The sequence below is a fragment of the Synechococcus sp. OH20 genome (assembly GCF_047502685.1).
Classification (GTDB): Bacteria; Cyanobacteriota; Cyanobacteriia; order Thermostichales; family Thermostichaceae; genus Thermostichus.
The window spans coordinates 1-22,088 of the sequence record NZ_JANSIQ010000033.1 but is presented as its reverse complement, the minus strand read 5'-3'; the positions used below and the strand labels follow the sequence as shown (position 1 = coordinate 22,088).

Annotated in this window: 18 protein-coding genes; 9 read left to right on the top strand and 9 right to left on the bottom strand. The window is 59.9% G+C overall.

Annotated elements, in window-relative coordinates:
* Window positions 1-15: 15 nt before the first annotated feature.
* The gene (gene der / locus NW826_RS07635) at window positions 16-1,392 is read right to left on the bottom strand and encodes a ribosome biogenesis GTPase Der (RefSeq protein ID WP_414337928.1); all 1,377 of its coding nucleotides are present in this window, start codon (window positions 1,390-1,392) and stop codon (window positions 16-18) included.
* 163 nt (window positions 1,393-1,555) lie between these two features.
* Between der and NW826_RS07630 the strand changes: the two genes are divergently transcribed.
* On the top strand, window positions 1,556-2,752 hold the full coding sequence (locus NW826_RS07630; protein WP_414509814.1) for an aspartate aminotransferase: 1,197 nt from the start codon (window positions 1,556-1,558) through the stop codon (window positions 2,750-2,752).
* A gap of 109 nt (window positions 2,753-2,861) precedes the next feature.
* Here NW826_RS07630 and NW826_RS07625 read toward each other — a convergent pair whose 3' ends face one another.
* Both NW826_RS07625 and NW826_RS07620 read right to left on the bottom strand, forming a co-directional pair.
* Window positions 2,862-4,070 (bottom strand): Coenzyme F420 hydrogenase/dehydrogenase, beta subunit C-terminal domain, encoded by a 1,209-nt coding sequence (locus tag NW826_RS07625; protein ID WP_414509813.1) that lies wholly within the window; start codon window positions 4,068-4,070, stop codon window positions 2,862-2,864.
* Window positions 4,071-4,259: 189 nt separating this feature from the next.
* Window positions 4,260-4,892, bottom strand: a complete 633-nt coding sequence (locus NW826_RS07620) for a response regulator transcription factor (RefSeq protein ID WP_414333842.1) — start codon at window positions 4,890-4,892, stop codon at window positions 4,260-4,262.
* Window positions 4,893-5,308: 416 nt separating this feature from the next.
* On the opposite strand from NW826_RS07620, the gene NW826_RS07615 reads away from it, so the two are divergent.
* Window positions 5,309-7,459, top strand: coding sequence for a ribonuclease catalytic domain-containing protein (locus tag NW826_RS07615; protein ID WP_414509812.1), 2,151 nt, complete (start codon window positions 5,309-5,311; stop codon window positions 7,457-7,459).
* Window positions 7,460-7,551: 92 nt separating this feature from the next.
* The gene (locus NW826_RS07610) at window positions 7,552-8,565 is read left to right on the top strand and encodes a phosphate ABC transporter substrate-binding protein (protein ID WP_414333846.1); all 1,014 of its coding nucleotides are present in this window, start codon (window positions 7,552-7,554) and stop codon (window positions 8,563-8,565) included.
* A 104-nt stretch (window positions 8,566-8,669) separates the two neighbouring features.
* Here the strand turns inward: NW826_RS07610 and NW826_RS07605 are convergent, their stop codons facing one another.
* Both NW826_RS07605 and NW826_RS07600 read right to left on the bottom strand, forming a co-directional pair.
* Entirely contained in the window at window positions 8,670-9,656 is a 987-nt protein-coding gene (locus NW826_RS07605) for an ABC transporter permease (RefSeq protein WP_414333848.1), read from the bottom strand.
* A gap of 64 nt (window positions 9,657-9,720) precedes the next feature.
* Entirely contained in the window at window positions 9,721-10,527 is an 807-nt protein-coding gene (locus NW826_RS07600; protein ID WP_414333849.1) for an ABC transporter ATP-binding protein, read from the bottom strand.
* Window positions 10,528-10,776: 249 nt separating this feature from the next.
* Here NW826_RS07600 and argJ point away from each other — a divergent pair, with 249 nt between their 5' ends.
* A complete protein-coding gene (gene argJ / locus NW826_RS07595) occupies window positions 10,777-11,994 on the top strand; it encodes a bifunctional glutamate N-acetyltransferase/amino-acid acetyltransferase ArgJ (RefSeq protein ID WP_414347946.1) in 1,218 nt (405 codons plus the stop codon).
* A gap of 496 nt (window positions 11,995-12,490) precedes the next feature.
* Here the strand turns inward: argJ and NW826_RS07590 are convergent, their stop codons facing one another.
* From NW826_RS07590 to NW826_RS07580, 3 genes are all read right to left on the bottom strand, one after another.
* Entirely contained in the window at window positions 12,491-12,697 is a 207-nt protein-coding gene (locus NW826_RS07590) for a hypothetical protein (RefSeq protein ID WP_414335497.1), read from the bottom strand.
* Window positions 12,698-13,148: 451 nt separating this feature from the next.
* Window positions 13,149-13,955 (bottom strand): PPC domain-containing protein, encoded by an 807-nt coding sequence (locus NW826_RS07585; protein ID WP_414335495.1) that lies wholly within the window; start codon window positions 13,953-13,955, stop codon window positions 13,149-13,151.
* Window positions 13,956-14,033: 78 nt separating this feature from the next.
* A complete protein-coding gene (locus NW826_RS07580; protein WP_414335499.1) occupies window positions 14,034-15,260 on the bottom strand; it encodes an aminotransferase class I/II-fold pyridoxal phosphate-dependent enzyme in 1,227 nt (408 codons plus the stop codon).
* A gap of 826 nt (window positions 15,261-16,086) precedes the next feature.
* On the opposite strand from NW826_RS07580, the gene hpf reads away from it, so the two are divergent.
* On the top strand, window positions 16,087-16,659 hold the full coding sequence (hpf, locus tag NW826_RS07575; protein WP_414335493.1) for a ribosome hibernation-promoting factor, HPF/YfiA family: 573 nt from the start codon (window positions 16,087-16,089) through the stop codon (window positions 16,657-16,659).
* 12 nt (window positions 16,660-16,671) lie between these two features.
* Window positions 16,672-17,400: an urease accessory protein UreF gene (locus NW826_RS07570; RefSeq protein ID WP_414509811.1), complete on the top strand. Its 729-nt coding sequence runs from the start codon at window positions 16,672-16,674 to the stop codon at window positions 17,398-17,400.
* Between the two features lie 54 nt (window positions 17,401-17,454).
* Here NW826_RS07570 and NW826_RS07565 read toward each other — a convergent pair whose 3' ends face one another.
* Window positions 17,455-18,738, bottom strand: coding sequence for a D-alanyl-D-alanine carboxypeptidase (locus NW826_RS07565; protein WP_414509810.1), 1,284 nt, complete (start codon window positions 18,736-18,738; stop codon window positions 17,455-17,457).
* A gap of 164 nt (window positions 18,739-18,902) precedes the next feature.
* Here NW826_RS07565 and NW826_RS07560 point away from each other — a divergent pair, with 164 nt between their 5' ends.
* From NW826_RS07560 to NW826_RS07550, 3 genes are all read left to right on the top strand, one after another.
* Entirely contained in the window at window positions 18,903-19,355 is a 453-nt protein-coding gene (locus NW826_RS07560; RefSeq protein WP_414335488.1) for a hypothetical protein, read from the top strand.
* Between the two features lie 66 nt (window positions 19,356-19,421).
* Complete coding sequence (locus NW826_RS07555) at window positions 19,422-20,339, top strand: CoB--CoM heterodisulfide reductase iron-sulfur subunit B family protein (protein ID WP_414509809.1); 918 nt, start codon at window positions 19,422-19,424, stop codon at window positions 20,337-20,339.
* A 147-nt stretch (window positions 20,340-20,486) separates the two neighbouring features.
* Entirely contained in the window at window positions 20,487-21,965 is a 1,479-nt protein-coding gene (locus NW826_RS07550) for a hypothetical protein (protein WP_414335484.1), read from the top strand.
* The last annotated feature ends 123 nt before the right edge of the window (window positions 21,966-22,088 follow it).

Genomic DNA, 22,088 nt, shown 5'->3' with positions numbered 1-22,088 from the left:
CGTCCTCCAGAGGGCCTAACGAGAGGCCAGGGATCCCTCTAATTTTTGCACTGCCCGTCCCACGAGGCGCTCGGCTTTGCCGCGCCAACGAAAGCGAATGGGGGTGCCTGTGAAGTCGAGGTTTTGCCGGAAGTGCTTTTCCAAGTAGCGGCGGTAGTTGTCTTTGAAGAGATCGGGATCGTTGACAAACAGGAGAAAGGTGGGAGGTTGCTCCGCCACTTGGGTGCCGTAGTAGATTTTGCCCTGCTTGCCCTGGCGGTTGGCGGGGGGCGATTGCCAGGCGAGGGCATCCTGGAGCACCTCGTTGACCACGGCGGTGGCGATGCGCTTGCGATGGGCGGCCACCACCGTATTCACCTGGGCAAAGATCTTGTGGGTGCGCTGCCCGGTGAGGGCGCTGATGAACAGCAGCGGCGCCCAGTCGATAAAGTAAAGCTTGTCGCGAATCTCGCGGGTGAACTCGTTGAGGGTGTAGGTATCTTTGTTTTCGACGGCATCCCACTTGTTGACGACGACGATACAGGCGCGGCCTTCTTCTTCGATGCGGCCGGCCAACCGCTGATCCTGCTCGGTCACTCCCTCGAGGGCGTCAATGACCAGCAGCACCACGTCCGAGCGCTGGATGGCTTTGAAGGCGCGGTTGATGCTGAAAAACTCCACTCCATATTCCACCCGGTTTTTTTTGCGGATCCCGGCGGTGTCGATGAGACGGTAGGGCTGCCCTTCCCAGGTAACGACGGTATCGATGGCATCGCGGGTGGTGCCGGCAATGGGGCTGACGATGGCCCGCTGGGATCCCACCAGGCGGTTGAGTAGGCTGGACTTGCCCACGTTGGGCCGGCCCACAATGGCCACGGCGATGGGATCCGCTGCTGCTGCAGCTTCGTCTACCTCAGGCAAATGGGGCAGCACCGCCTCCAACAGCTCGGCCACCCCGTTGCCGTGGATGGCGGAACAGGGGATCGGCTCCCCCAGCCCCAACTCCCAAAAAGCCGCCGCCTGGGCCAGGCCCAGTTGCCCCGACTCGCACTTGTTGACGGCCACCACCACCGGCAGGGGTTGTTTGCGCAGCCAATCGGCCACTTCCCGATCGGCGGGGGTCAGTCCCTCACGGCCATCTACCACAAAGATCACAGCGTGCGCCTCCGCCATCGCCGCCATGGCCTGCTGGCGGATGTGGGGCAAGAACTCGCTGTCGTCGCCAAAGACCAGGCCGCCGGTATCCACCACCTGCAGGCGGCGCCCGTTCCACTCCACCTCTTGGTAGAGGCGATCCCGCGTGATGCCCGGCTCATCGTGGACAATGGCGGAACGCACCCCCGCCAGGCGGTTGACGAGGGTGGACTTGCCCACGTTGGGGCGACCCACAACGGCCACAAGGGGTAAAGCCACTGCTCTGCCTTGCCACAAAACCGAACTTAGATTTCTATCCTAGCCTTTGGGATCCGAGATACCCAAGCTCGGCCCTGCTTCGCATTGCTTCAGGTGCGGGTCTGGCGGTAAGCTGTGCAGTTAACCCCAAGTGAGCCAGGTGTCGGCTTGCCTTTCTATTTGTATGAACCGCGCTCTCGTCCCCGCCCAACGCTTGAACAAGCTGCCTGCCTACGTCTTCGCCCGCTTGGATGAGCTGAAGGCCCGCGCCCGCCAGCAGGGGCTAGATTTGATCGATCTGGGCATGGGCAACCCCGATGGCCCCACCCCCCAGCCGGTGGTGGAGGCGGCCCAGGCGGCCATCGCCGATCCCGTCCACCACGGCTACCCACCCTTCGAGGGCACGGCCAGCTTCCGCCAGGCGATCACCGATTGGTACCGGTGCCGCTACGGGGTGGAGCTGGATCCCAATGGGGAGGTGCTACCTCTTTTGGGATCCAAAGAGGGCCTGACCCACCTGGCCTTGGCCTACGTGGATCCGGGGGATCTGGTGCTGGTGCCCAGCCCCGCCTACCCGGCCCATTTTCGCGGGCCCATGATTGCCGGCGGGCAGATCTACCCGCTGCTGCTGCGCCCCGAGAAGGGGTGGCTCATTGACCTGCAGGAGATCCCGCCGGAGGTGGCCAAGCAGGCGCGGGTGCTCTACTTCAACTACCCCAACAACCCAACGGCGGCGGTGGCGCCCCGCTCTTTTTTTGAAGAAGTGGTGGCCTTTGCCCACCGCTATGAGCTGATTCTGGTGCACGACCTGTGCTACGCGGAGCTGGCCTTTGACGGCTATCGGCCCACCAGCCTGCTGCAGATCCCCGGCGCCAAGGACTTGGCCGTGGAGTTCCACACCCTCTCCAAAACCTACAACATGGCCGGCTGGCGGGTGGGCTTTGTGGTGGGCAACCGCCAGATCATCCAGAGCCTGCGCACCCTGAAAACCAACCTCGACTACGGCATTTTTGGCGCACTGCAAAAGGCGGCCGAGACGGCTTTGGCCCTGCCAGAGAGCTACCTACAGCAGGTGCAGGAGCGCTACCGCCGCCGGCGCGACTATCTCATTAGCCGCCTGGCGGAGCTGGGCTGGCAGATTGAGCCGCCGCGGGCAACAATGTACCTCTGGATCCCGACCCCCCGCGCTGCCGACGGCACTCCCGAGGGATCGACGGAGTTTGCCCTGCGGGTGCTGGAATCTACGGGCGTGGTCGTAACCCCCGGCAACGCCTTTGGGGAAGGGGGGGAAGGCTATGTGCGAATTAGCCTGATTGCCGATTGCGAGCGCTTGGGCCAGGCCATCGACCGCTGGGCGGAAGCCGGGATCCGCTATTGCTGACCCCCGACCCCTCTCCCCAAGGGAGTTGCCCCAGCGCTCCGCGCTGCTCACGCGACCACCCCCAACCCCTCTCCCTAAGGGAGTTGCCCTCACCCCCAACCCCTCTCCCTTAGGGAGAGGGGAGTTGGTACTGCTCTACGATGCGCCGGGCAAAGGGAGGGACATGCTGCTCCAACTTGTGGGGGTAGTGGCGGCGCAGGTAGAGATAGTTGCGGACAAAGTGGGAATCAATGGAAAAGCGGGCATATTCCAGGCCACGCGGCCCAAAGCGCTGGATTGCCGCCCCCAGGATCCGAGCCAGCCACATGGGCAGGCTCAGAGCCTGCTCGTAGGCTTGGATCCCCTGTTGTACTGCCGCCCGCCGGGATCCCTGCGAGATCACCGCTTGGGTTTCCAGCTCTTCCCAAACCAGATCCAAGAGCTCCCGCCCGCGAGAGTTGCGCACCAGCAGCCACTGCCAGCCAAAGGGGGATCCCATGTAGCCCACCACCAGATCTGCCAGGCCGTTGACGTAGTCGAAACAGGTAAGGCAAGAGGGGGCAAACACGTCCTTGAGTTCTTTGGTCTTGAGGCCAAAAAAAGGCACCTTTTCCACCGAGCCGTCTTCGTGTTTGAAGTGGATGTGGAAGTCCTGCATGAACTCGTAGTGCACCACCGTTTGCGGGGAGCGGCTGGTGGTTTCCAAAAACTTCTGCAGGCCGGCGCGGCTGACATTGTCCACACAGGGCGTGCCCAGCACGTAAAGCCTCTCTAGGCCCAGCTTTTTCTCCACCGCCCGCAAAGCCTGGATCTGACAGCCCACCCCGATAACCAAGAGGCGCTTGAGGCCACTTTGCTCCACCTGCTCCAGCACGGAGAGATTGGGGGATAGGGTTGGCTTGTTAACCCGCGCCGCCAAAACCGCCTCCGGAGTACGCGCCAAGACAGGCCGCGGCTGAAAGCGATCCTGGGGATCCGCCTGCACGCACACCACCCCTTCTACTAGGCCGCTGCTGAGGGCCTTCATGCCGATGCTGCTGACGATGCCCGTCCACTGGGCACCCGGGATCGGATCCCGCCTGCGGGCCGTGTACATTGCCTCGTAGACGCCGAAGTAGTCGCTGTCGCTGACGGCAGCCGACTCGGAGCGCAGCGACTCTCGGGATCGCCCGTGGGTTTGCTCTTCCAGGCGGGTAAACTGCTGGTTTAAGAAGGCACAGGCTTCTTTGACGTAGGCGACATGGCGGGTATCGCAGAGGCCGCACTGGCTGCACAGCTCTTTGGCCGGGTAGTGGCCGGAGCGGATGGGCCGAGCCGGACGCGGTAAACGGGATCCCATGGGTTCTAGACCGTAGTGGACAGAGGCACCCTGACCGGTTACCTCACTTTCTTCAGTTTGCTGCCAAAACGACGGACAAGGGCAGAAAAGTTGAGGGATCCCCCATCCTCCTGGCCACCTTCACCGCCGCCCAGTGAGGCCCACAGCTCGCCCACCCCACTGGACAGCAGAAGTTCTCTCGGTGGCCCCTCAGCCCCTGCCCAAACCACTTTCGATGGCCCAGCGGGCCAGCTCGGTGCGGTTGTGCAAGCCAGTTTTGCTCAGCATGTTGCTGACGTGGCTTTCGACGGTGCGCTGGCTCACCCCCATCACCTCGGCAATCTCACGGTTGGACATCCCCCTGGCCACATGCTGGAGCACCTTGGTTTCCGTGGGGGTCAGCTCAATTTCCCGCTCCAGCTTGATGACCGGCTGAATACCGACACTTTGCATTTGCAACAGGCGCTCTGTGTGCTTGAGAACCGACTCCACCTGGGCCACCAGCTCTTCCGCTTCAAAGGGCTTGACCAGGTAAACATCTGCCCCCGTGTTGAGCCCGCGCACCCGATCGGCTGTTTGCCCGCGCGCCGACAAAAAAATCACCGGGATCCAGTCCGTCGCGCTGTTGGAGCGAATGGTCTGGACAAACGTGTAGCCATCCATCTCCGGCATCATCACATCGCAGATGATCAAATCCGGCGTGAAATGGCGCATCGCCTCTAACCCTTCTTGACCGTTGCTCGCCGCCACCACCTCATAGCCGCGAAACTCCAGGTAGTCCTTTACCAGCAGGATCAGGTTGGGATCGTCATCGACAAGCAACAGTCGCTTTGGGTTGTCCACGGCTGACCTTTTGAGCGCTAGAAGAGGGAAAAAGCAGGGATCTGCTTCCCTAACCTTTGTCTAGGGAAAACAAACCACGATGGGTGCCTTCCTATGGCACACCCCTAGCTTAACTAAGTAGCAGCCTGGGGTAACTGTATCCTACCCTCAGAGCTCAGAATACCATATGGAAGTGGAAACTGCATGCTTGAGAAATGCTGGCAACAGTATCTCTACGCAATTTGGGGATCTCAATTGGTAACTTGATCCCAGAAACTTGTCAGAACTTGCCCCTCCCTTGGAATCGCAGTGTGGAATACGTAACCACAATCTACCGGAAGGCCTGTATCCCATAGGTGTCTCATGTATACATAGTACCGTATACCCATATTCTCTTTAAGTATTGATGTGCAAAGATTGCCAGTTCTCGTGTCTGCATGTCTTCTGGCCGGGGTTTCCGCGTGGGCAGGCGGGCAGAGCTGGTGGAAAATGGAGGAGAGCCTGCACTTCAACAACAGCCGACATGGGGAGAGAGGGTGGAAAAGGGCACGCTGGTGGAGTTTCGCCACAATAACGACCGTGTGTTGGCCGTGGTTCAGGGCACCGAGGGCAAAAAGAACCTACTGCTGGGCGTGGCTTCGGGGCAGGTGCACAGCGTTCACCCTCGCCAAATTACCTTTGCCTTGAATGGGGGATCCAGTTTCACGGCTTCCGACATTCCCGGCTTTTGGCAGGCGGTGCAGGCGAAGTTGGATCCCGAAAGCTTAGCTTTGGCCTGGGAATTGGTTCAGGAGGAGCGCCGGCTCCTGAGCCTGTCGGAGATGGCCCAGTTGTTGTTTTCCGACGATTCCCCGGTCTCTACTTATGCTGCTTACCGCCTTTTGAGTGAGGATTTCATCTACTTTAAGGCAAAGGGGGAAGGCTACGAGCCGCGTACCCCGGCGCAGGTGAAGGAAATCCGCCATCAAATTGCCGTTACCCAGCAGCGGCAGCAGGAACAGGCCGAGTTTGAGGCCCGCCTAAGGGCAGCGGTGGCCCAGCCTGGGCAAAAGTACACTTGGACCCCAGCGGAGCGAGCCCGTCTGGAGCTGCTGGAGCGCCTAGCTTTGCAGGGAGCGGCGGCCAGCATTCGCAGCCACGAGGATCTCTCCCACAACCTCACCCCCTCGGATCGGGAACGGGCCTCGCAACTGCTGCAACTGATGGGATTTCCCGACACTCCCCAAGGAGCCTTTGACGCCCTGGTGGCCCTGGGCCTGTGGAGCCGCCACGAGAACCTGGCTCTGCGCCTCACCGGGATCCCCACCCAATTTCCCAAGGAGGTGGAGCGCTACACCCAAACTTTGCTGGGCGGCCCTCCTCCCTTCCTGGATCCCCATCTGCGCCGCGATCTCACCCATCTCCACACCTACACCATCGACGACGCCAGCACCCGCGATATCGACGATGCCCTCAGCGTCGAGTTTTGGTCGGATGAGGAGATCAAGCTCTGGATCCACATTGCCGATCCCAGTTGCTGGGTACAGTGGGGGGATCCTTTGGATCTGGAGGCCCGCCGGCGTGGCACCAGCGTCTATTTGCCCGAGCGGGTGATCCCGATGTTTCCACCGGAGCTGTCCACCGGCCTGATGAGCTTGGTGCAGGGGGAGGTGCGGCCTGCCCTCAGCTTCGGCATCCGGCTGGGATGCGACGGTGTCGTGCGCAACTACGAGATCTGCCTTAGCCAAATCCAGGTCAACTACCGCCTCACCTATGACGATGCCGACGAGATGCTGGAGTTGGGGGCAGAGGCACAACTGACGGCCATTGCCCGGGCCGCTCGCTGGCGCTACGCCTGGCGCCTGGCTCAAGGGGCCATCCAGATCGGCCTGCCGGAGCAAGATATCAAGGTCATGGACGAGATCCCCCACCTGCGTGTTATTGAGGATACGCCGGCGCGGCAGATGGTGGCGGAGATGATGGTGCTGGCCGGTGAGGTGGCTGCTCGCTTTGCTTGCCAAAACGGGATCCCGGTGCCCTATCGCCTGCAGCCGGCCCCTGAGCTCCCCCCGCCGGAGGTTCTGGATCTGTATCCCCAGGGGCCGGTGAGATCTTTTGCCATCATGCGCTGTCTATCGCGGGCAGAGGTGGCCACCCAACCGGGGCGACATACGGGGCTGGGTCTCGATGCCTACTGTCAAGTAACTTCCCCCATTCGCCGCTACCTGGATCTGGTGGCCCACTACCAGATCAAGGCTTTCTTGCGCGGGGATCCCTTGCCCTTGACCGAAGCCGAGGTGCAGCAGTTGTTGCTGGCCATTGAGCCGGGCACTGCAGAAGCGGTTCAAGTGGAGCGCAAGTCCAAGCGCTACTGGAGCATTGAGTACCTGCGCCAGCGACCGGGGCAGATTTGGCGGGCCTTGGTCTTGGGCTATCTGCGCGAGCAAGAAAACCTGGTGCTGGCCCTGCTGGATGAGATCGCTTTTCGGGTGCCGGTACGCCTAGAACGCCAGGCTCCTCTAGCAGCTTGGATTGAACTGGAAGTCGTGCAGGCGGATCCCCGCGCGGATGTGATCGAGCTGCGCGAGGTGGGACGGGATGCCCCTTAACCTGACGCTTACCCAATCTCCCCAGGCAATTGATACAACGGAGGGGGAAGGTCTCATAATGTCTGGACTGCGAATTTCTCTGGGGGGATCCCATGACCGCACAAAGCTCTGGCCCGCCTCCGATTGTTTACATTCTTTTGCTGGCGATACTGGGGGGAGGCGGCTGGTATGCCTATCGCTCCGGCCTGCTTGACTCTTTCCTGAATCGAGGGAACGTGCCTTCTGTCCCCAGCCAGATTCCGGCTGCCCAGCCACAGGCACCGACGGCACCCAACCTTCCCCAGGCGCAAGCCCCCAATCTGCCTGCCGGCCCGGTTAAGCTGGACACTTCCCTGCCCAACCCGGCGGTGCTGCAGATGGATGGCAGCGTCACCATGGTTCGCCTTGTCTTGGCCTTGAAGTCAGGCTACAGCCAGCGCAACCCCGGCATTCCCCTCACCTACGGGATCCCGGATGGCAAACCCAACGGCTCCAATGCCGGCCTCAAGGCCCTGATGGAAGGGCGCATCCAGATGGCCGCCAGCTCCCGCCCCCTCAATGCCAGCGAAGTGCAGGCCGGTTTGCAGGCGATCCCGGTGGCCAAAGATGCCCTGGCGGTGGCGGTGGGGGTGAACAACCCCTACAAAGGCGGCCTGACGCTGCAGCAATTGGCCGATATCTTCCAGGGTCGGATCACCAACTGGAGTCAGGTGGGCGGCCCGGATCGCCCAATTCGCGTTCTCAACCGCGCCCCCCAGAGCGGCACCTACACTGTCTTCCAAGAGCTGGTGTTGCTGGGGCTGCCCTTTGCTCCCGACAACCCGCCCTACTTCACCACCGCCACCGAAGATGTCACCACCCCTCTCCTGCGGGCTTTGGGAGAAGACGGCATCACCTACAGCACCGTGGATCAGGTGCAGAACCAGCAAACGGTGAGGATGGTGCCCATCGACGGCCAGATGCCCACCCGCGAGGCTATCCAAAGTGGCCGCTATCCTCTGGCCCGCAACGTGTTTTTGGTGGCACCTCAGAGAACCAGCCCTGCGGTGGCCGATTTCATCAACTATGCCCTCTCGGATCAAGGCCAACAAATCATTGGCCGCACCGAGTTCATCCCCCTTCGATAGCAACCCACAGCGGCAGCGGCGCGGAGCTGGTTGCGATGGCAGGAGTCACTATTGGCAAAGCCTGCACTCTAGGCGCCAGCAGGAGTGCGGGAGTATGTCACAGTTCAATTCTCTCGGCGCATGGCGCTCTCGTGCCACTTGCCCAATACCCTCTCCGATAAAGCGCTTAGGGAAATGAAGATCAGGATCCCCAAGCCGGTAACCAAGATCAAGGCTGCAAACATGCGCGGCACCTGCAGGTTGAAGCTGGAGATCAAGATCTGGTAGGCGATCCCAGCTCGCTGCCCACCGGTACCAGCCACGAACTCCGCCACCACCGCCCCAATCAAAGAAAGGCCGCCGCTGATGCGCAGGCCCCCCATGAAATAGGGCATGGCGCTGGGCAGCCGCAGGTAGATCAAGGTTTGCCAACGATTGGCCTTGTACAGTTGAAACAGGTTGAGCAGGTTGTGATCGGCGCTGTTCAACCCCAGAGTGGTGTTGGAAAGAATCGGGAAAAAAGCCACAATCCACGCGCAGACCACCATCGCGGCAAAGGTGTTGTTGCGCAGCCAAATGATGATCAGCGGCGCGATGGAGACAATGGGCGTTGTTTGCAAAAGCACCGCATAGGGGAAAAAGCTGCGCTCGATCCACTTGCTCTGGGTGAACACAATCGCCAGCACAAGCCCGGATACGGTGGCGGCCAAAAAGGCCACCACCGTGATCTGCAGAGTAATCAACAGAGAAGGAAAAAGCGTTCCCCAGTCGCGGATAAGGGTTTGCGCCACCAAAATCGGCCCCGGCAAGAGATAGTGGGGCATTCCTGTCACCCGCACCGCCACTTCCCAGCCCACCAAAAAGAGGATCCCGACAATAACGGGGGCCATCACCTCCAGATTGAACCAGCGGCCCAGATCCAACCCCTTTGCCGGCGCAGCACTCGGCCCAGCAGCGGCAGCCGTGGGTTGGAACCTGAGTTGTTCTCTAACCGCTCCGGTCAGCCTGGGCGGAGCCCAATCCGGCCAAGGCAGAGACAAGCGCTCCGCCGCGCCAAGGGATCCCAGCCGGCGATACAGCCAATTGAAAAGGGAGAGGAAAGCATCGAACATATCCTGAGGTTGATGAGGAAGGGGGCTCTACACAACAGGGAACACCGTCAAGGAAGGGATCCCGTCAGCGCGAACGTCCGGCCGAGAGGGGACGCAGATAAGGCTCCTGAGCCGCGCCATACATGGCTTCCTGGAGACGAGCCGACACTTCACGGCAGTAGTCGTTGTAAAGGGTTGAGGTGCGAAACTCTTCCGAGCGGGGATAGGGGGCATCGATGGGAATATCGGCTACCACCCGGCCCGGACGAGCCGCCATCACCACCACGCGGTTGGAAAGATAGACAGCCTCATAGATGTTGTGAGTAACAAAGATGACCGTCCAGTGCTTTTCTTGCCACAACTCCAGCAGCTCGCTGTTTAGCTTGCTGCGGGTGATCTCGTCCAAAGCACCAAAAGGCTCGTCCATCAGCAACACCTGCGGCTTGGTTACCAAGGCGCGAGCAATGGAAACCCGCATGCGCATACCGCCGGACAGCTCGCGGGGAAAATGGCGCTCAAACCCCCGTAGGCCCACCAGTTCTAGAGCTTCCAGAACATCTCGATCGGCTTTTGGCTTGGGCTCACCGGCCAACTTCAGGGGCAGGCGCACGTTGTCCATCACCGTTGCCCAGGGCATGAGGGCCGGCTCCTGAAACACAAAGGCCAATTTGGGCTCTCCTTGGGAGGTGTTTTGCCCCCATTCGATAGAGCCGGTGGTTAGGTCACCCAGCCCTGCGATCAGCCGCAGCACCGTGCTTTTCCCACAGCCAGATGGCCCCACCAAGCTGACAAACTGCTCCTCTTGGATGGTCATGTTCATGTCTTGCAAAGCCACCGTGCCATTGGCATAGGCCTTGCTGACATGGCTAAGGGTAATGACAGGGGCAGGCATGGCTTGCAGTTCCTAGGGGAGGGGACAAGAGGGTACCTTGCAAATCCAGCAAAGAGGAGAGAAGGTTACACAGGCACACCCCATACTTTAAAAATAACCCTCTCTGCCGCCTCTGCTTGGTTAGTAGAACTACAACTTTTGCCCTCAGGACGGGTTTTCAGAAGGTTTCTCAGGCAAAACTTGCCCTGAACCCAAACCCGAGCCGCAAGCCGCTATGATATTGCCGACCCCCACCTGGCCGAGGAACGCATGGGATCCCAATTTAAACCGGTTGAAGGTGCCGTCACTGCCCCACAAGGGTTTCGAGCTGCTGGAGTGGCCGCCGGCCTCAAGCCCTCAGGAGCTGCGGATCTGGCCTTGATCGTTGCTGACTGCGAGGCGGTGGGGGCGGGTGTTTTTACCACCAACCAGGTCAAGGCCGCTTGTGTTACCTACAACCAAGGGATCCTCGCCCAAGGGCAGCCGGTGCAGGCTATTCTCTGCAATGCCGGCCAAGCCAACGCCTGTACCGGAGAAGAAGGGGAACGCAACAACGCCCAACTGGCCCTCTGGGTGGGAGAACGGTTGGGGATCCCGGCCCAACAGGTGCTCACGGCCTCGACGGGGGTGATCGGGCGGCAATTGGAAATGGCCAAAATTGAGGCAGCCCTGCCCCGCCTGATCGACAGCCTCTCGCCAGCAGGAGGGGAGAGTGCTGCCCGTGCCATCCTCACCACCGACCTGGTGACCAAAAGCGTTGCCCTAGAGGCCGAGATCGACGGGTACACCGTCCGGCTGGGGGGCATTGCCAAGGGATCCGGCATGATCCATCCCAACTTGGCCACGATGCTGGCTTTCTTGACCTGCGACGCGGCTGTAGATCCCCATCTGTGGCAGCAGATCCTCCAGCAAGCTGCCGACCTCAGCTTTAACCAAATCACCGTGGATGGGGATACCAGCACCAACGATATGCTCCTGGCCCTGGCCAATGGCCGGAGCGGGATCCCGGCTATTCAAGCCGGCACAGCAGCCGCCCAAACTTTGGCGGAGATGGTCAACCAAGTTTGCGTCCATCTGGCCAAGGCCATTGCCCGCGACGGGGAGGGGGCGACCAAGCTGCTGGAAATCCGCGTCCAAGGCGCCCCCGACGACAGGTCGGCTCGGCAGATGGCCCGTGTGATCGCCAGCTCTCCCTTGGTAAAGGCGGCAGCCTTTGGCAACGACCCCAACTGGGGACGGGTGGCCGCCGCCGCCGGTCGGGCCGGGATCCCTTTTGACAGCCGCTGCTTGGAGATTCGCTTGGGAGATTTTCTGCTTATGCAGGCGGGCATGCCCCTGAATTTTGATCGCCAGGCGGCTTCTGAGTACTTGAAGGGGGATCCGGTAACCTTCACGGTGGATCTCCACCAGGGATCCGGCCAGGGCATGGCCTGGGGCTGCGATCTCAGCTACGATTACGTGCGCATCAACGCCGAATACACCACCTAAAGGAGGGATCCCATTATGACCACCGAATCGAACGCGAGTGTGGCCCCAACCAGTCCTCCGATAAAAGACTTAGAGCCGATACATTTACGCTGAACATTGCTGTTCGCAACAGCGGGACGGAGTCCCCATATTGCTACCCAGCAATGAAGCGATGGCATCCCGCTCATTGCTGAGCAGAAAGGCAGCATGCCGCGACGCCCTGAGGAAGATCTCCAGGGCTCCATGCTGGCGCTTGGCATTATAGCTGGCCGCCTCTCTCGGCGCGACATACCTAGCTGTGCTAAACCTCGGCTACGCTGAACATAGTGTGGGCTATTTTTCAGAGTAGTTCAGTCTATCGCCGACTAGGTAAAACTCCATAGACCAGCAAGGTGATTTGTGCGGTCAGCATGATTGGGAAAGCCTTGTCCTCTCTCGGTTTAGCTTAATCGGCGGGAAGCCCCGCACTGTATTTGTGAATTGTGTTTACTCAACGAAGATGAGTGCCGGGAGTCGTTCACTCAACGAGGATATCGCGAATCAAGGGCAAGCGAATGCTGATGTAGCGATTGAGCACCGAGGCATCGACACTGCTGAGGACATGTTTTCTCTGGCAGGCGCTCAGAAGCAGATTCACCAAGTCGTCATCGCGTTTTGTGAGCCAATCTGGCCTGCCAATCTCGCTGACCAAAGACCAAAACTGGCGTACCATTTCAGGAGTCATGGCATCCATTTTGTGGGGATAGGGGCTAGCTGCAAAAGAATGGTCTGGGCCATTGACCTGATTCTAGAAAAAAGACCTCACCTGTGAGAGCAATATTTCAGCTCCGTCACAACTTAGGATAAGATGTCATGCTTTCCCATAAACCTCAGTAAGTGCCGACCATCCTTGTTCAGAAAGCTTGAAGAAAACCAGAGGTTGCTAACCTTAGCCATAGCCATTTCAAGCCGGTCTAAAACATCTCCGCAGCGCCCTGCACCGCCATAGATAAGTAGCCTCCCCTTTGGAGCGGGAGAGGGGAGCGCAAAATGCGCAAGGTTTTCACCGCTACTTAGCATAACTATAGAAAAAATAACGATTCCCGTCAAAATCTGGTCATCACCCTATCGGCCTTAAGGTAAAAACTGCCCGCTCTCCTTCACCAGAAGAGGAAGAACCTTGACGAGCCTGGGTGCTAGCGTAAGGTGTACTGCAGCTCATAAGCCCCTTTTTCTCCTGGCCCATAGGTGTTGGCCCGCAGGGTATAGGTGCCGGTGCGGGGCAGAAAGGCAATCATCAGAGCATCGGTTCCGCCGCCTTGGTCGTCATCCCAAGCCACGACTTCTCCGCTGGGATCCAACAGTTGCAAAAAAGCATCGAAGTCGGCGCTGGTTAGGGAGGCGATCAGGATCTGGCCGGCGCGAGCGGCAATGGGATATTCGTCCATCCAACTGCCATCCTCGGGGTGCTGCAGGGATCCCTCCTGCAGACGGCCTGATGGAGTTTGCTGCCAATCGATCTGGGTGAGGACATAGGTCAGCCGGTAGTTGCCGGTGGATTCTGGCTCAAAGCTGGTGGCTCGCAGGGTGTAGGTGCCGCCCTCTGGCAGACGCACCGCCAACAAGGCATTTATATCTGGGCCGGAGTCATCGTCAAAGCCGATCACCCGTCCTTGGCCATCCACCAGCTCCAGGTAAGCATCGAAATCTTCGCTCTCCAGGGCCGCAATCAGGATCTGCCCCGGCTGAGATGTAATCGAAATCTCATCCCAAAAGCTGCCATCCTGAGGGTTGCTCAGATCTTCAGGGCTGAGGGTTCCCGCCAGGGTTCGGCCATCTCTCCACAGGGGAGAAGAAGCAAGGGAGGATCCCACCTGCGCGCTCCTCTCTTGCAGCAGATCCAACCACCGACAACTGCTGGACAGCCCCAGCGCCACCAGACTCAGGGCCAAACAGGATCCCCAGCGGCGGGGAAGTGCGAAAGAACGACACAAGCTCAACATCGACAAGACTCCCCGCCCCCATGAGCCAAAACCACGCCTCAATTTTATCCATTGGTTTGCCGGGGCGGGTGGGTAACTTCACAGGGAATCCCAAGCTTGTAAGACGGCTTCCAGGGCCAGCCGCCCGTGGCCAAGATGGGTTCCCCCCTGCAAATAGACGGTGTAGGGATCCCGCATCGGCCCGTCGGCAGAGAGCTCAGCACTGCTGCCCGCAACAAAAGTGCCTGCCGCCATCACCACCGGATCGGCATAGCCGGGCATCACTTCTGGGATCGGGGTGAGGTAGGAATCCACCGGCGAGCTGCTTTGAATGGCGCGGCAAAAAGCCTGCAACTTCTGCGGGGATCCCAGTTGAATGGCCTGAATGATGTCGGTGCGGGGCGCTTGGGGCAGAGGCGAGACCGGGTAGCCCAGATCGTGAAACACCTGGGCGGCCAGGTGGGCAATCTTGACCGCTTCGGCCACCATCTGCGGGGCCAAAAACAACCCTTGAAACAGGAGCCGGTTGAGATCGAAGGTGGCCCCGCCTTCCGAGCCGATCCCCGGCGCCGTCAGCCGGCAGGCAGCCTGCTCCACCAGCTCGGCCCGCCCCGCCACATAGCCCCCCGCTGGGACGAGGGTGCCGCCTGGATTTTTGATCAGGGATCCGGCGATCAGATCGGCGCCCACATGGGTTGGCTCTTGGGTTTCCACAAACTCGCCATAGCAATTGTCCACCAAGACCACCACCTCCGGGTTTTGTGCTTTGACGATCTGGATCATCTCGGCAATCTGGGCAATGGAGAAGCTGGGCCGCCAACTGTAGCCACAGGAGCGCTGGATGTGCACCAGGCGGGTTTGCGGTCTGAGAGCGGTTTTTAGAGCCTGCCAATCGACATCGCCCTTCCGCAGATCCAACTGGCGATAGGTAACGCCGAACTCCCGCAGGGATCCCCGCCCCGATCCCCGCAGGCCGATCACCTCCTCCAGAGTGTCGTAGGGGGGGCCGGTGATGGCCAACAGCTCATCCCCCGGGCGCAGCACCCCGAACAAAGCACAGGCAATGGCATGGGTGCCGGAGACCATCTGCAGCCGCACCAGCGCCGCCTCACAGCCCATGATCTGGGCAAACACCCGATCCAACACCTCTCGCCCCCGGTCGTCGTGGCCGTAGCCCGATACGCCGGCAAAGTGGTGGGATCCCACCTGCTGGTCGTGGAAGGCCCGCAACACCCGCGCCAGGTTCTCCCTGAGAACCTGGTCCATCGCCTGAAAGCGCTCCTGCAGAGCCGCTTCTGCTCTGTCCAACAGCGCCGCCGCCTGCAACGGGATCCCTTTGCCCACCGAGTTCACCCCACTTCTTGCCCACAAACCGGCCTTAACCCTAGCAGAACCGGCCACCAACCCAGAGGCCAAAAACAGCTTCTCAGACCTGCTACTTCTGGGAACGATGGCTTCACAGAAACTCTATCTTGATAAAAACCTTAGTTTCAGTTAGCACTTCTTCATCTTCTCTGTCAGTTTCTGCCCCGGCCAGACAAAGCGTCCCCTGCCGCTGCTGCCCACACCAGGTTGTATAATGACCCAATAGAGGGATATTGACGGGAAGAATAGAGGGATATTCGGACTGGGGGAAGGTGCCGGTTCAGCAGCCGCTACTTTTTTCGACTGCATGGGAGTTTCCTTGAACAACTCGGCTCCCTCTTTTAGGTATTGACAATAGCGAGCGTTGTTGGGAGAGTTTTACTCATCTAGTCTCCGATCCGCAGAGTCGAATTCAAGTGTTAGCAAAAGAAAGTATTTCAAGTTTCGCCGGCAAGATTGCTCTCTCCAGCCCTTTGCTTCATACCTTCTCCACTTAACTTAACTTAGGGTTCTGAATTCTAGGGATCCCTCTTTGCCCGAGCAATCGCACTGGTGTGCGAGCCATCAAGAGTTAAGACAGCCTAAATTTATTCTTAACTCCTGGTCGGGAACCCGAGGGGAGGTGTTAACTTAGACTTAACCCAAGAGGTTAGTGCCGCTTGCATGGCCCCTTTTCGCAAGTTGCCGGGCCACGATCATGCCTGAGGTGGGGGCTGTTTTCTAGGGATCCTTTGCGAGGGTAAGGCGCTAACTTTAGGCGTAAACCGATACAACTGGGAGAGTCTCCATGACTAAGCTTGTGATCCAAGGGAAGAACGTCGAGATTACCGACGCCATCCGCAGCTACGTTCAAGAAAAAATTGAGCGTGCTGTCAGCCATTTTGCCCAGATCACCAGTGAGGTTGATGTCAATCTATCGGTAGCCCGCAACCCCCGTATCAGTGCCAGCCAATCTGCCGAAGTGACCGTCTACGCCAATGGCACCGTTATCCGGGCGGAAGAAAGCAGCGAAAATCTCTATGCCAGCATCGATCGTGTGGCCGACAAGCTGGCCCGCAAGCTGCGCAAATACAAAGAACGCAATGGCGTGCACCGCACCCGCCACGCCCCCAAAACCTCTTGGGCGGTGTCCCAGCAGCCTGTTACCGATCCGCTTAATACCGAACGGCAGCCGGAGTTGCCGGCTGAGGTGGTGCGCACCAAATACTTCGCCATGCCTCCCATGTCAGTTCAAGAAGCGCTGCACCAGTTGGAGCTGGTGGATCACGACTTCTATGTTTTCCGCAATATCGAAAACGGCGAGATCAACGTCATCTACGTCCGCAACCACGGCGGCTACGGCCTGATCCGCCCCCGCTAAAGCTTCGTGAAGATGCGCGGCGAACCTTTCTCCCAACTTGCTTCGCGGGGAGCGAGCAACGCTTTCTATCTTTTGCTGCAGCTTACCGATTCTGCCCTGCCGATTGGTGCTTATTGCCACTCGTGGGGTTTGGAAACAGCGGTTCAGGCGGGTCAACTTCGGGATCGGGTCGGGGTGCAGCAGTATCTGCTGGGGGTTTTGCACATGAGCTTGGCCCCCATTGAGGGCAGAGCCTGTGCCCTGGCCCACCGTTTGGCGCAAGCGGGATCCCCGTCGGGAGTAGAGAAGCTGCAGCGGCAATTGCAAGCCACCCGTTGGGCGGCGGAGCCGCGGCAAGCCAGCTTGGATCTGGGGAAGCGTTTGACTCAACTGGCAGAACGCACCTGGGGAATCTCCGTCCCCCAAGCAGTGGGGGAGCCGTGGCATCATCCCTTGGCCTTCGGCTGGATCTGTGCTCAGGCAGGCATTGGGCTGGAAGATACCCTACGGGCCTTTTTGTTTGCCTCCCTCACCGGGTGGGTCTCGGCGGCGGTGCGCTTGGTGCCTTTGGGGCATAGCGAGGGGCAAAGTCTGCTGGCCCAATTGTATGAGCCGATTGAGACCGTGGTGCAGCAGGAGATCCTGCCGGTTGTCCGGCGGGATCCTGCTCTCAATTGGCCTGCCCTGAGCAGCTTCGCCCCCCTCAACGAGCGCGATTGCCAAGCCCACCAGCAGCTCTATTCCCGCCTTTTTCAGTCCTGAATGCTGTCCCCTCTCCCTCTGGGAGAGGGGCTGGGGGTGAGGGCGGGGCACAGTTCAGCGGAGAGGCTCCCCAACGGCCAGCACCTGCTGCAGGAACTGATCCTGTTGCCGGCGCAAAACGCCCAGATCGGGACTGTGGTTGAGCAAGATGAAGTTGTGGCCATTGGGCAACTGCCCCATCAGCATCAGCCGCTCCGCAGCGGATCCCACCTGGGCAGTCGTACCTGGGGGCAAGGTGCGCGCCCTCAGGGTGCTGTGGCCGATGCCTGCTCTGGGCAGGATCCGAGTCGGATCCCCATCTGTGAGATCCAGCAGGTGTTCCCAGAGATGAGCTAGGGCGCGAGGGGAGAGGTACAGTGCTTGCCCTCCTTCTCCAAGGCGGATGTCTTGCTCAGCAGGGGCCATTTGGGGATCCAGGCGGGCAATGGGCTGAGCCACCAATCGCTGCCGCAGGTACTCCAGCAGGGCCGTTTTGCCCCCCAGCTCCGCCAACAGGGCTTCTGCCATGGCCCGGTCGTTGCTGCCGTTGAGGAGTTGCAGCAGGGATCCCAGGCGCAGCGAGGTGTAGACGGCCAGGCAATGGGCATCTGCAGGCCAATCCCTCAGGAGCGACACAGAGCCGCCAATGGCAACCGGATGGGGCTGTTGGGTACCGCTGAGAAGCTCTGCCAGACGCCGGGCGCCGGCCACAGGATCGGGCTGGCCCAGCAAACGGAAGGGGGGCACCACCTTCACATCCCCCTCGATCTGGCGAATCCCAAGGCTGTGTAAGTGACGGGCCAGCTCGGCCACATTTGCCTCTGTGAAATAGGGATCCCCGCTGCCCACGAGGATCAAATCTCCCGTCAGGCGGTGGCCTGACCGATGGCCTGTGGTGTAGAACCGGGTTTCAAAGCGATGCTCGTAGCCCCAAGTCTCCAGAGCCATCAAGCTGATGGCCAACTGATCCAAGGCCCCCACCGGCAAAGGCCGATCCAGCAGGTGCTCCGCCAACAGCTCCCCCTGCGGCGTCCACAGCAGGATCCCCTGTTGTGAGAGCGCTCCCCCTTGGGCCGCCAATCCCTGCAAAAAGCCGGACAAGACCCCCGCATAGGGAGAATCTTTCCACCCCGGCGATTGTGCGCGGGGCCACCAGGGGGGAAGGCCCGGAGTCCCACTGGGGGAAGGCAGGGGCGGTGGTGGGGTGGGGATGGGGGGAAAAGGATTCTGAGCCGATGTGGGCAACTCGGCACCTATGCGGTTGCTCCAGCAGGCCCCCAAAGCCAAAGCACCAACCAACGGGATCCCTGCCCGGAGGAGATGACAATGGGGGCGCAACCCCTGTGGGATAAGCGGCATGATGACCTCACCCAAGACACTTGCAAAAGACGACGGGCTGGCAAGACTTGACGCTACTCTAGTGCCATCCGAACCGCCTTGGCAAATCTTCGTTGCAGCCTAGATATCTTTAGTACTAAGAAATGTTAAGCTAAAAGCCTGGATCCCGAACCGAGGTGAGGCCCATGGAACCCCTTTACGCTGGCGGCAACTTCTCCAGTTCTTTTGTTAATCCCCCCATTTACTCCGCCATTGCCCTGCTTAGCTTTTTTGCTCTTATCTTCGGCATCATTTTCAAAGATAAGCTGGAATACCAGGTAGCCCTTTGGCAGCTCAACCGAGATAGCCAGGCAACAATTCGCTACCGGACTCCTGGGGTGATCCTCACCTACGGTCTCTGCTGTTTGTTTACCCTTGGTTTTGTGGTGGCGTGTTTGAACGTCTTTGGCCTGTCTCTGACTCTGGCCAGTTGGGTGGGTGGAATCCTGGTGCTGAGTACGGCAGGCTTGGTGTGGTGGCAGTTGGGATCCCTACTGGCCCTGTTGGCTATGGGGGGCTCCCAGGCCATTGATATCGACTCTTACGGGGCAGAGGCTGCTTGGGATGCCAAGACAGCAGCGCCCCCTGAAGGGGAATAGGCGCTAGCCTCTGTTCACCAGAGCCCCCATCTCAATCGCAAACCCAGTGCTCTTTCGCTTCTTCTCATGACTGCGGCCCTCCCTTCATCCTGGCGCTACGCCTACTACCCCGGCTGTGTGGCCCAGGGGGCTTGTCGCGAGCTGTACGACTCTACCAACCGGATCGCGCGGCATTTGGGCATCGAACTGGTGGAGCTGGAGGCAGCTTCCTGCTGTGGTTCCGGGACCTTCAAGGAAGAATCGGAGCTGCTGGAAGATACGGTGAATGCCCGCAACCTGGCTTTGGCAGAGGCATTGGGGTTGCCGATGCTCACCCACTGCAGCACTTGCCAGGGGGTGTTGGGCCGCGTGAATGAAAAGTTGAAAGCTGCGAAAACCGCGGATCCTGAGTACTTTCACCGGGTGCAAACCCTGTGCCAGCAAGGAAGCTGTGAGAGCTGCTACGAAGGCACCGGCGATGTGCGCCATTTGCTGTGGGTGCTGGTTCATGACTACGGCCTGGAGCGATTGGCCCGACAGGTGAAACGGCCTCTGTGGGGGCTGCGCTGCGCCGCCTTCTACGGGTGTTATCTGTTGCGGGCCTACGATATCTCCCGCTTTGACGTGGCGCGGGATCCCCGTTTGCTGGAAGATCTCTTCGAGCATTTGGGGGCCACCCCTGTTTGGTATCGCGGGCGCACCCAGTGTTGCGGTTGGCCCCTTTCCAGCTATGCCCCGCAGCAGTCTTTCTCGATGGCAGGCCGGCATCTCCTCGAAGCAATCGAGGCGGGGGCCGATTGTGTGGTTACCCCTTGTCCCCTATGTCACCTCAATTTGGACTCGCGCCAGCCGGAGGTGGAGCAGGTGATCGGGCGCAAGCTGGGAATCCCGATCCTGCATGTGCCGCAATTGGTGGGCCTGGCCCTGGGGATCCCGGCGGAAAACCTGGGATTGAACCGCCATGTGGTGCGGGTGGAAAAAGCCCTGCAAAAAATAGGCCGCTAAACTCCAGGGGGGATCCCTGGGCAAACACAGGTGGGTTCTGCCTGGGAAGGATATGCTATTCTGCCCAGCAAGATACCCAGCCCTGTTCAAAAACCGCAAAGACCCTCGTAAGCTTAGATTCGGCATACTCCTGCTTGGCAGCTCCCTATGGTAGTCTCGGATCCCCTGGGCCTTGTCGTGCAAGAAGTGCAGCGGGGCGGGTACGCAGACCGAGTCAAAAAGCTGGTTTACTTTGCCTGCACCAGCACCTGGGAAGGCGATGTCGGCAAGTTGAGCCAAATAGACCTGAAGGCACTCCTGGAGCAGCTCTGCCGTGAGCACGCAACCCTTGATGCTCTGGGCCAGCGCTTTCGAGATGCCATCAGCCGCATCAACAAAAAAGCCGAGTATGCCCGCATCGCCAAGATGCTGCTGAGCAAGCTGGAGCCTTTGTATCAACAGCCGCAAGCAGATCCATCGGTTTGGGCTCAGCCCTCGCCTGTCTTGTCTTTGAAGTACGGGGGTTTGCAACTGCAAAAGCAAGACTACGATCCCTTCGAGTTGCGGGCAGGGGTGATGCGGCAAGCCAGCCCTTTGCGGGTCAAGCTGGTTCTGTTCACGGCTTTGTACCACAAAGTAGAGCCCACTCTGCAGGGGTTGGCGGCCCTACGGCGCTACAGCCTGGATGAGCTGCTCACAGCCCTTTATAGGGCCTGCAATTCCCCCCAAGAGCTGGAAACTCGGCTGAAGGAGGCGGTGCAACAGTCGCAGGAGCCTGATCAGGATGGCCAAGCTGCCAATGCCGTGCTGCAGATGCTGAAGCCTCTTTACGTTTCTGTGCCCCCAGAAACCGCCGCTGGTGGAGGGTTAGCTGCCGAGCCCGCCTCTGTCGCTCTCGATTGGCTCGATACAGAAGATGCTGTTGGCGCCCCCATGACTTGGGTCGAGGATGGGGAGGATCCCTCTATAGGGTCTCCGGCTTTTACAGCTCTGGCAACATCGCCCAACCCCTCTTCTGACCTCCGACAGGCGATCCCAGAGTCCTGCCGCCAACTGCTCCATCGCAGCGCCGGATCCCTGATGGTGGCCATCGAGAACACCCTGAGCGAGTTGGGCAATGCTCTGGACGAAGGACTACAGGATGAGGATCCCGCCCAATATCTGACGCTCAAACACCAGGTGCTGCGCGGCTTCTTGAGGGATGTCGAGGGATCCGCCGCAATGTTCAGGGGGATTTTGAAAAAGCTGGAGCAATCGGAGTGGCGCCTGGTGCAGCCCCTTCGCGGCGGCGGTGGAGAACACGCTCTGCCGGAAGTGCCTGGCGAGCTGGTGGATCCCTATGCTTCCCTGAGACAGGTGTTGGCCAGCAGCGAGCTAACTCGGCAAAAGCCGCAGCTAGAGCAGGAGGTGATGCGTCTGGTGCGGCGCAGCGTCAGCTCGGTTAAAGCGGCTATCGAACAGGCCCTGAGCGAGTTGGGCCAGGCGTTGGATGAGCAGTTCCCAACCTGTAGCCTGGAAGAAGCCTTGGTTCTCAAGTACCAGGCGTTGCGCGCCTTTTTGCAGGAAGTGGAGGAGATCTCTACGAAATTTGCTGCTCTGTTGGAACGTATGGAAGAGGCAGAGCGCCGTCTGTTCGGACTGGTTTGAGAGCCAACCCCCTGTTTGGGAATCCCGTCTAGCACTCATAACGCTGTCGCGAACGCGCCGCTCTAACTCCCCTCTCCCTTTGGGAGAGGGGCTGGGGGTGAGGGCTGGGAGAGGGGCTGGGGG